General features: G+C 42.5%; 9 protein-coding genes and 1 pseudogene. 2 read left to right on the top strand and 8 right to left on the bottom strand.

Annotated elements, in window-relative coordinates; all coding sequences use genetic code 11:
* Window positions 1-217 (bottom strand): annotated as a pseudogene (locus K6G33_RS04480) (IS5/IS1182 family transposase); the annotation flags it as partial.
* 246 nt (window positions 218-463) lie between these two features.
* Here K6G33_RS04480 and K6G33_RS04485 point away from each other — a divergent pair.
* Window positions 464-1,243 (top strand): GNAT family N-acetyltransferase, encoded by a 780-nt coding sequence (locus K6G33_RS04485; RefSeq protein WP_296776720.1) that lies wholly within the window; start codon window positions 464-466, stop codon window positions 1,241-1,243.
* Window positions 1,244-1,307: 64 nt separating this feature from the next.
* Here K6G33_RS04485 and K6G33_RS04490 read toward each other — a convergent pair whose 3' ends face one another.
* Window positions 1,308-2,090, bottom strand: coding sequence for a ZIP family metal transporter (locus K6G33_RS04490; protein ID WP_296776722.1), 783 nt, complete (start codon window positions 2,088-2,090; stop codon window positions 1,308-1,310).
* A gap of 260 nt (window positions 2,091-2,350) precedes the next feature.
* On the opposite strand from K6G33_RS04490, the gene K6G33_RS04495 reads away from it, so the two are divergent.
* Window positions 2,351-3,499: a leucine-rich repeat domain-containing protein gene (locus K6G33_RS04495; protein WP_296776725.1), complete on the top strand. Its 1,149-nt coding sequence runs from the start codon at window positions 2,351-2,353 to the stop codon at window positions 3,497-3,499.
* Window positions 3,500-3,571: 72 nt separating this feature from the next.
* On the opposite strand, the gene K6G33_RS04500 is transcribed toward K6G33_RS04495, so the two are convergent.
* The 6 genes from K6G33_RS04500 to K6G33_RS04525 form a co-directional block, all read right to left on the bottom strand.
* Window positions 3,572-4,210, bottom strand: coding sequence for a TrkA family potassium uptake protein (locus K6G33_RS04500; protein WP_296776727.1), 639 nt, complete (start codon window positions 4,208-4,210; stop codon window positions 3,572-3,574).
* A 24-nt stretch (window positions 4,211-4,234) separates the two neighbouring features.
* Window positions 4,235-5,575: a TrkH family potassium uptake protein gene (locus K6G33_RS04505; RefSeq protein ID WP_296776730.1), complete on the bottom strand. Its 1,341-nt coding sequence runs from the start codon at window positions 5,573-5,575 to the stop codon at window positions 4,235-4,237.
* 281 nt (window positions 5,576-5,856) lie between these two features.
* Window positions 5,857-7,188, bottom strand: a complete 1,332-nt coding sequence (locus K6G33_RS04510) for a hypothetical protein (RefSeq protein ID WP_296776734.1) — start codon at window positions 7,186-7,188, stop codon at window positions 5,857-5,859.
* 203 nt (window positions 7,189-7,391) lie between these two features.
* Entirely contained in the window at window positions 7,392-8,708 is a 1,317-nt protein-coding gene (locus K6G33_RS04515; protein ID WP_296776736.1) for a hypothetical protein, read from the bottom strand.
* Window positions 8,709-8,970: 262 nt separating this feature from the next.
* Window positions 8,971-9,717 (bottom strand): IS21-like element helper ATPase IstB, encoded by a 747-nt coding sequence (istB, locus tag K6G33_RS04520; protein ID WP_072948211.1) that lies wholly within the window; start codon window positions 9,715-9,717, stop codon window positions 8,971-8,973.
* On the bottom strand, window positions 9,714-10,820 hold a 1,107-nt coding region (locus K6G33_RS04525; RefSeq protein WP_296776740.1), incomplete at its 5' end, for an IS21 family transposase. The genes K6G33_RS04525 and istB, both read right to left, overlap by 4 nt.

A 10,820-nucleotide genomic window follows, 5' to 3' on the forward strand; every position in this document is an offset into this window, starting at 1 on the left:
TGCCGTACAAATGCTGAATGAAAACGATCTTGAACAGCACGACCGGATCCACACTCGGTCTGCCATTGTTATGACAATACAAATCTCCGACAATCTCATAGATTCTTCCGAAATCCAAGGCTTCATCAATCTTTCGCAGCAGATGATCCTCTGGTACAAAACTGTCGATACAAAACATTTCCATTTGATTTCGTTCCGCTCTGTTTTCGCTCAGCATTCTACTCAGCTCCCTTCTCCTATATTATACCACATAAATGCGAAAAAGACCAGCTTTCGCTGGACTTTTTCGACAGGCTGTGAGGAGAACCTTTCTGAGGAAAGGTTCTCCTCGATTATTTCATGTAAAGTTTCTGTATGAGTACTCTGCTCAAGATGGCTCCTTTTCATTAAAGCTTCTACTCTATTGACAACTATTATCGTATCTGCTATAATACCTGTAAATCACAAACAGAGGTGTTTTACTATGACACATGAAGAGAATAATAAAAACGATAAGATCATGACAGAAGTTGAGCTTCTCCCTCTTGAACTTTCGGATCGCGAACAGTTCATCAAGGATAATCAGGAAGCCTTCAATTACGGCGCTTTGGAAGAGTTCGGGCGGCGTGACGATCACTTTGAAGATGACGGTGAGATAATCTCCCGTGACACTATTTCCCGTGCAATTGATGAAGGCACGGCATACCGCATAATGCATGACGGCAAGCCCGTAGGCGGCGCTGTAATAAAAACAGCATACGACTGCGGCGAACTGGAGCTGCTGTTTGTGTCTCCCACTGTACACAGCAAGGGTATAGGCTATGAAACATGGTGTAAGATCGAAGCTATGCACCCCGAGGTCACTGTCTGGGAAACAGTCACGCCGTATTTTGAAAAACGGAATATCCATTTCTATGTGAACCGTTGCGGCTTCCATATTGTTGAGTTTTACAATACTCATCACTGTGATCCTAACGATAAAGACAGAGAATTATTTGAAATGTTCAGATTCGAGAAGCTCCTTCCGACAACTCCTGAATCAGTCAGGGAGCAAGTAAAACGTATAACTTACTATGAGAATATCATGCATCTGGCTGAAACCGGCTCTTCCGAACATCTCAGACAATTATCAGACTATTACAGCAGCGATTCGTGGAAAAGAGATTTTGCTGCTGACGAGGCAGGACTGCTCCCGAAAGAGCTCAGACGAGGCGTTCTCTCGGAAGATGGGATATATGATCTGCTTGAAAAATTCACACAATAAGATATACCTGTAATAGCTGCCGGAACTGCTTCGGGGAGTACAAAAAAATATATTAAATATGTTTCTATCCCAGTGCAACGTCCATTGCCATCATGATAGTAAATCCTGCTGAAAACATGATTATCCCCAGATCAGAATGCTCGCTCTCATGCAGTTCGGGAATGATCTCCTCAACGACCACATATATCATCGCTCCTGCCGCAAAGCTAAGCATATACGGCATTGCAGGGATAATAAAGCCCGCAAGAAAAACAGTGGCAACTGCCGCTAACGGTTCAACTATGCCCGAAAGCACACCGTCGCCAAAGGCTCTGGATCTACTCTTGTTCTCGGCGTGGAGAGGCATTGAAATGATAGCTCCTTCAGGAAAATTCTGTATCGCTATACCAAGCGCAAGAGCAAAAGCTGCGCCTGCTGTTATCTCAGCAGAACCTGTGAGATAACCTGCGTATACTGCTCCGACCGCCATTCCTTCAGGTATATTGTGAAGCGTAACTGCAAGTACCATCATTGCAGTCCCCGAAAGCCTGCCCGTTTTTTTCTCTGAGCTTTCAGTACGTACCCGCAGATGCGGTATAATATGACCGATCATCATTAGAAACGATATTCCAAACCAGAACCCTGCAACAGCAGGAAAAAATGACATTATGCCCATTTTGCCCGACCGCTCTATAGCTGGTATGATGAGGCTCCATACTGATGCTGCCACCATCACTCCGCCTGCAAATCCCAGCAATGCCCGTTTTATCGCCTTTCCAGGTTCATGCTTCGTAAAAAACACACAGGCTGAACCTGCTGCCGTACCAACAAAAGGGATTAGTATCCCTGTAACTACATTAGTTATCATGCATCTGTTTCCTTTCCGACTGATCGCTGAGCAAACCGTGTGCAATGCAATAGTCTTTTTTCATAATATTGCTCTGATGCATAATAAGTGCATGGACGAAATCAAAGTTCCATTAATGCAGGGGAAACACCATTTGTCAGACTTATTCTCGAATTTGTTGCAAATTAACAAAATATTTGTTGACTTATTAACAATAATGCGCTATAATTATGTAAACCAAGTTCAGGGAAAGTCACAAAACCGAAAGAAGGTGGGGCATAATGTATGTACAGGGCAAATGCTATAAGTGCGGCGGTTTTCTTGCCGTTGACGAAAAACAGGACGCTTCCGTATGTCCGTTCTGCGGCAAAGCCTTTATCGTTGAAAAGGCTATTGCAAGCTTTATAGAAACATCTCCTCATAATACGGGCAGCAATCGTTCTTCCGACAGCTTCGATAACAGCTTTGTCGTGGAGAGAGGTATGCTGATACGCTATAACTGCTACACAAATAAAGATATACGGATACCTGACGGTGTTTCCATTATCGGAGAAATAGCTTTTCAGGGAATGAATAACATCGAGTCAGTATATATCCCCGAAACTGTCGAATATATAAGCGCAGGAGCGTTCTCAGGATGCAAGAATCTGAAATCTATCCATATTTCAGACGGCGTTGAGATCATAGACAGAGATGTTTTTAACGGCTGTACAGGTCTAAAATCCATTAAATTCCCGAACAGTATCAAAAATATCGAGGCAGGAGCGCTTACAGGCTGCACCAACCTTGTATCCGTCAATATTCCACCTAAGATCGAACTGCTTCAATGGAGGATATTTGAAGGCTGTAGGAGCCTGAAGTCGATATCTATCCCTACTGAAGTGAAAACCATAGAGGATTACGCTTTTGCTGAATGTACAGGTCTTGAAGAGGTGAAATTTGAATGTATGTATTCAGAAAATGCTCCCTCAGAAGGTATTATAAGAATAGGAATGAATGCATTCAGAAATTGCAGTGCCCTGAAAAGCATTGATCTCCCCGAATCTGTAAGATTCATCGGAAATCAGGCGTTCAGAGGCTGCTCAAGTCTTAGCGAGCTTACCATTCCAAAGAATGTAAAAGCGATCTATCCCCTTGCATTTGCCGACTGCACCGAGCTTGAAAAGGTCACCTTCACAGGCGATACTGACTTGTACAGAGGAAGCAATCCCTATAAATACGAGAAAAGCTCTGCGACCTTCTACAACTGCCCCAAGCTTTTGACCGTGATCTATAACGATCTGCAAAAACACTACTGGGCATTTCCTGCATACACCAAGTCACAGGAGCCTGTAAATATTGAAAAAGGCAGATGCAGATACTGTGGCGGAGAATTCAAAGGTGTTTTTGATAAGGTTTGCTCCGTATGCAAAACTCCGAAGGATTATTGATCCTGCATTTTTACGTATAATAAACAATGGGCAGCCCTACAGCGGGCTGCCCATTTATGTTATATTTTTTCATCAGAACGCTTTCTGTATATCCTTCATGTTTCCGAGAAGCAGAAGTGCATCATCTGCGGAAAGCACCATATCAGGCATCGGGATTATAAGCTGGTCAGAGCTGCGTATCGCAATAATGTTAAGGTGATGCTTCTTGCGCACATCAAGCTCCGCGATAGTTTTGTTGCTCCATCCTCTCGGCACACGGACTTCATATATATTAATGTCGTGGTCAAGCTGGAAAACATCAAGTATATCATCAGAAGCCTCTTTTGTTGCAAGACGGATAGCTGTTTGCTTTTCAGGGTAAACTGTCTCGTCAGCACCGTTACGCAGAAGGAACTTCTCCTGTACGTCATTCTGAGCACGCGCAATGACCTTGCGAGCTCCAAGCTCTTTCAGAAGAGCTGTTGTTTCCAGCGAGTCCTGAAAGCTATCGCTTATTGTAACGATACATACATCATAATCAGGGATTCCGAGAGAACGCATAAAATCCGCGTTTGTGCTATCCCCTATCTGAGCATTCGTGACTAAGGGGAGTATCGAATTTATACGCTCCTCCTCGCTGTCAACTGCCATTATCTCGCAGCGGAGTTCTGCCATACGTCTTGCAATGTGTACACCGAACTGTCCTGCACCTACTATTAAAACTGATTTCATATTTTTATCTCCTTTTAAGTGATATTAACCTACCGTGATCTTTTCCTGCGGAAGTCTCGATGCCTCTGTATTAGAAGCAACTGCTGCATATATCAGAGTCAGACCGCCTACTCTTCCAGCAAACATCAGCAGCATGAGTATGATGTGCGATGCAGGCGATAACAGCGTAGTTATGCCAAGTGTAACACCTGCGGTACCAAGTGCCGATCCTGTCTCAAACAAGCAGCTCACCAACGGGAAAGAATCTATCATGCTGATGGTTATACCTGTCGAGAGGAAAAGCGTTATATACATGAAAAGTATCGCACCTGCTGTACGGATCGTGTCAGCGGGGATACGCCTGTCAAAGCATTCCACATCGTTTCTGCGTCGGAATACGCTGAATGCAGAGAGGAACAGCACCGCAATGGTAGATGTCTTCATGCCTCCTGCTGTAGAGCCTGAACAGCCGCCAATGAGCATGAGCACAGTCATGAGCATTGCCCCTGATTCGCTCATTTTCGACAGATCTGCCGTATTGAAGCCTGCTGTTCTCGCCGTAACGGACTGGAACAGTGAATGGAGTATGCGCTCCTTCGCGGGTTCGCCCGAATATTCAGCAAAGAAGAAGAATACAGCAGGCAGGATTATAAGTATGCCCGATGTAACAAGAACGATCTTTGTCTGTAAGCGGTATTTCTTGAAACGCAGTCCGTGCTGAACAAGGTCGTCCCATGTCAGGAAGCCGATACCGCCTGTAATGATAAGCAGCATAAGCACTATATTCACATAGATATTCCCGCCGAAGCCTGTCATAGAGGAGAATGGCTCACGGACTCCCATAAGATCAAAGCCTGCATTGCAGAACGCTGAGACCGAATGGAACACAGAGTACCATATTCCCTTTACTGCACCAAATTCATGACAGAACACAGGATACAGCAGAGCCGCTCCCGTAAGCTCAATAGCAGCTGTCATTTTGAGTATGAATTTCGTGAGGTGCAATATTCCGCCCACCTGAGGAGCTGATATCGAGTCCTGCATCATACCGCGGAACCACAGTCCTATTTTTTTGCCGGATAATCTCGTTATCATAAGTCCGATAGTGATTACTCCCATACCGCCTATCTGTATAAGCATAAGTATAACCGCCTGCCCGAAAAGAGACCAGTGCGTGGCTGTATCACGGACAACAAGCCCCGTTACACATGAAGCCGATACGGCTGTGAAAAGTGTATCCTTGAATGGTGTCACAGTTCGCTCCCGAGAAGCTATCGGCAGCATGAGCAGAAGCGCTCCGCTTAGGACAAGAACCAGAAAGCCCATACTTATCCAGCGGAAAGGGTTGCGGTTGTGTATATGATTCAGTGGTTTGTTCTTTTTCATATTTTATCTCCATACGATAAGTTTTAAAAGCTTTACTATTATAACATATAATTCTAAGAATAGCAACACTCCAATAAGCTAATTTCTGCCAGTCTCTCAAAAAACTCAGTCTCTTTAAGATCCCGTTATCAGTTAAAACCGACCTTTTTGACAAGCTGACAATAACTTACTCCCGTTTTTCATTTTTCCGTCAAGCTCCCAAAATACATGATAATGAGAAAAGCAGAGCTCTGCAATAATGCAGAGCCCTGCCTTTATGAAATGAAAAAGTTTTTAGCGTGTTAAGATAAGAATTCTCCGTGTAATTCTTTAAGTCTGCCGCGTATATCAAACTCATTAATGAGCGGCGATTTCTCCCCTATTGCAGGTGCTTTTGCGTCTCCGTTGGAAAAACGTGTATCTCTATAAAAATACTCGCTCCAAACATCGTCAATGTCCCTGTTTTCAAGCTTTGAACCCCTGAATATCTCCTTCCATGCCTGTCTCCACTGATACGGTGAATATGTGCTGTTTCTGCAAACCTCTGAGAAGTTGTAGATAATGTCACAATTTTCGTCCGAATATTTATAATCGAGCCAGATAAGGAATCTTATGGAATTATGAGTGTTCGGATTATTCTTCTGCTCCTTATAAGGTGTCCAGTGATCGTCGTTATAGTATCCGTCATTGTATGCGTACATATATCGGCAGTAATCTGCAAACACCTCAACGTAATCAGGATTCTCAAGAGTTGATTTATCCCAGCTATCCCACAGGAAATGTGTATCATCCTGCTTAATGAGTCTGTTCTGGAGCGTATGTCCGAGCTCATGTGTTACTGCGTCGTAATCCGTCTGATACTCAGTGAAATGGCTGTTATTAAGAGTGATATGGTTTGCTCCGCATAATGCAGCAGAGTTTATAGTACTACTATATTCAATGGTGATCGTAACCTTGTTCTCTGATTCATCCTTTACGAAACGAGCTCGCATGGTCGGATAGCTGTACCAGAAAAGATCACAGATCCTGATGATCTGTTCAGGCTTAGCTCCCTTATCCCAGTTATTGAGATCAAAGATAAGCGTATAGTCTATATCGCCTACAGTTTTTTTCTGTATGATCTTCTGCTCCTCTATCGTAGTTTTAACGCCAACTGTTCTGAAAAGTTCCGGAGCGATCACATCGAATCCGTCCTTGTCGATGTAATGATAATCGCCATTACTGTCAGCCACCCACTGATCTCTGACCATAGCACCTTCACTGTCAAGGTAGCATTTTCCTCCGTTATGCTCTATAAATGTATTTGCGAGCATAATTCCGTTAGACTGCAAATAATAATCTTTACCGTCTATTGTGAGCCACTCATCAGCAGCCATTTTTCCGTCGGGCTTCAGATAGTACCAGTCACCTTCATACTGTATCCAGTAATCTCTTACAAGGTTTCCGTTTTTGTCGTAATAATACCAGTCATCACCGATAGTATACCAACCCATATCAGAATAATTGTTTACATAGATATCAGCAGCATTTGCGGTAATGTCAGAAATTGTATTAAGATCAGTGATATTCATGCCAGGAAGAACAGCCGCTACAGCTGCCAGAGCCGATACAAATGATATAATTTTCTTTTTCATGATGATTTTTCCTTTATAGTAAATAGTCTTTATTGTTTTGTGCAGCGATCGCTTTCTATATAATACTATCGCACAGTAAAACAATAATCGGACAAAAAAACATTTTTATCTTTACATAAAGACAAAGCTCCGTCATATACGGAGCCCTGCCTTTGTGTGAATTATGAAATAAGCGTAGAGGTCTGTCTTGATCTATGAAGTTCTTACTTATTCTTAATAACGTTGCGGACATTGGTCTGAGTAATAAGATCGGATTTTTCCTGACCTTCTCTACGAACAGCATCAGCATTGGAAAAACTGGAAGTGAGATATTCCTGCCATACGTTGTCAATGGTTCTGCCATTGAATACTGTACCCTTGAATATATCTTCCCATGCTCTGCTCCAATCATTTTTAGGATAACTTTTGCTTATGCAGGCATTGAAGAATTTCAGTGTGATATCATTGTTTCTATCCATATAGTCGAGCCAGAGAAGGAAACGGAAAGAATTATGTGTAGCTTCTCCATTAGGCTGCATCTTTCGTGGTTCCCATCCGCTGCCATCATTATATAAGCCGTCCTTGTATGCATATACATAACGGCAGTAGTTAGCGAAATTCTCGATGTACTCATCATCTTCAAGATAATTGCCGTTCCAGCCTTCCCATTTAGCCCAAGTCCAGTAATACTGCTTACCTACTTTAAGTCTGTTCTGAAGAGAATGTGCAAGCTCATGTGTAAAGAAATCATAGTCTTCTCTGTGATCTACAAGGGCACCTTCATTTATGTATACAGTATGTCCGTCAGTATATGCATAATCATTTGACTGTATAAGCAAAAGCTTTACATCAACGTCCTGGTCAGGAATATCACTTGCAAAACGACTATACATTGCCGGATAGCAGTTCCAGAAAAGATCAGCCAATGTCTCAAACTGTGAAATATATGCATTCTGCTTCCATGTTTTGAGATCAATTATCAGTTTGAAGTTCTTGTCGCCGACTGTCTTTGTCTGAGTGATAGTATGATTGCCAACAGTTGTCACAGTACCGTTTGGATTAGCAAATTTATCAGGGGAGATTGCAATTTTTCCATTGACATTGAAGTAGCACCATGTGTTCATACTCGGTACATATGCCCAGTCATTCTTTACAGCACAACCAACATTGTTGATAAAATATTCGGTACCATAGTAATCCACAAACTGATTCGTTACCATTTTTCCATCATCACCAAGATAATACTTGTCGCCGTTATCAGTTACCCACTGATTTGCAGCCATTGTACCATCCGGATTAAAATAATACCATGCATTGTCAAATGCGATCCAGGCATCAGTTATCATAATTCCTGACTTGTCGAAATAATATAACTTTCCCATAAGATTTCGCCAGCCGTAATCTGCCTCACTTACATTATATATAGGTGAAGCACTTGCAGTCATCTCCGGCTTTGTATTTAAAGTGCTGAGATTCATTCCAGGAAGTATAGCAGTAACTGCTGCTACAGCTGAAATTACGGATAAAATTTTCTTCTTCATGTTTAGTTCCCTTCGTATTGGTTTTATTGGCAATATTAATGCAGCGATCGCTTTCATAAAATACTCTCGAAGCTTTTCAGATCAATCGGACAAAAAAACAAAAAATATCTAACTTTTATTCCACGGCTTATTTCAAATGTCTCAGAGAAATACCTTAACGCACGAATATTCAGGCATTAATATTAATGCCTTTGTCAATAAAAAACTGAGCCACAGCGCTAATAAAAAAGTGAGCCAGTTTTGATAAAAAAATAATGAGCCACTAATCATTATTCATGGTCGAGTCGATACGGTAGGACGAGTTGCAGTTCATGTTCAGAACGAAGGATCTGAAAGTGACTCTGTCTATGAGTGCTGCAAGCATCATTTCATTTTCAAAAAGCTGTGTCCATTCCGAAAATTCGAGATTTGTAGTGATAATAACACTGGCTCTTTCGGAACGCTCGGATATGATCTGGAAAAGCATTTCCGACTGGTATCTGTTGAAAGTCAGGTAACTGAGCTCATCGATTATCAGCAGATCTATTTTGCTAAGGCTCTTTTCAAGCTTGGATAGCCTGTTCATCTGGACGGCTTCTGCAAGTTCGGCTGCGAGGTTGACGGCTGTGTAGAACTTTACACGGTATCCCGCTTCGCAGGCATTCATGCCCAGAGCAATTGACATATGTGTCTTTCCGCTCCCCGGATTACCTATCATAACGATATTCTGACGCTGCTTTATGAAATCGCAGGAAGCGAGCTGACGTACAGTACTTTCGCTGACATTTTCAAGCCTTGTCATATCAAACTCGTCAAGTGTTTTCATTGACGGGAATTTCGCAGCTTTTATCCTGCGTTTCTGACCTGTTACCGAGCGCTCTGCAAGTTCCTGTTTCATCAGTTCTATCAGGAACTGCTCATAACCGTCATCAGCTGAAAGATGGCGGATTACCTTATCATAGTTATTGAAAGTAGGCACTCTGAGCTGCTTTGCATATAGCTTGATCGTTTCTTTCTGTACGCTGTTCATACTGCATCACCGCCTTTCAGCAGCGAATCGTATCGTTTAAGATCTGGCAGTATTATCTTTACCGATGTTTCTATCGGCGCATTATTTACTGTATTACCGATAACACAAGCGTACAGCGTATCATATGAATCAGCATAAGACAGGTGTTTCAATAATTCATCACCGGTATCGAGATACAGTCTCAATGCCTTGACTATTTCCCTTGGACTATCCTGTTTCATCAAGAACTCATAAAGCTCTTTAGGAACGGTTTCCTTTATCGGTGCAGCATTGTAAACACTTCTCGGACGCTTTTCAATTAGTCCTATGTAATGTTCAAGACGATAATGAGTCTGATTATGACGGTAATCTCTGTCGTATTGAGCAATGGTTTTACCGCATAACAGCATCACTACTTTATTTCCGCTGCCTTTGACTGTTATTGTTTTTGAGCTGTACTGATACGGCACTGAGTATTTGTTATGATCGAATCTAACAAGTGAGAAATCATCAGCCTTGACCTGAATTGTGTTTGAAGTATCAAAGCGGTGCGGTGGCAAAGGTATCCAGTGGCCTTTGCAATTTTCAGCCATTTCTCCGACTGTCATGCTTTTGCCGGATATCTTATGGCTCCTGTACATACTGCAATATTCAAGTAGTTTTTTATTAAGGTCCTCAACGGTTGAAATATTCGGCACAGGTACGAAGAAGTTCCTTCTGACAAGTCCGACCAGACCTTCTACAAGACCTTTTTCATGCCCCTGTGCAGGATTACAGAACATTGGTCTGAACGAATAATGAGCTGAAAGCGCAAGATACTTATCTGTCGCTTTTGCATGACGTCCGAAGCCTTCCTTTACAGCGACACGAGCATTGTCAAAGATGATCTTCTGCGGAGTGCCACCAAAGTATTCAAGTCCTTTTACTATTCCTTCAAGAAAGCTTTCTTCATTCTGCCGATAGAAGGCTGTTACAAATATATCTCCGCTGTAGCATTCACGCATACACCATATCTGTATTTTTTGTTTGCAGCCATTGAGGATGATAGTTGCTTCACCCCAGTCTACCTGTACAGCTTCGGCCGGTTCGTATGACAGCGGTACAAAGATGTCATGGATATTGCA

It is taken from the genome of Ruminococcus sp., assembly GCF_024691275.1.
In the GTDB taxonomy this organism is placed as follows: domain Bacteria; phylum Bacillota; class Clostridia; order Oscillospirales; family Ruminococcaceae; genus Ruminococcus.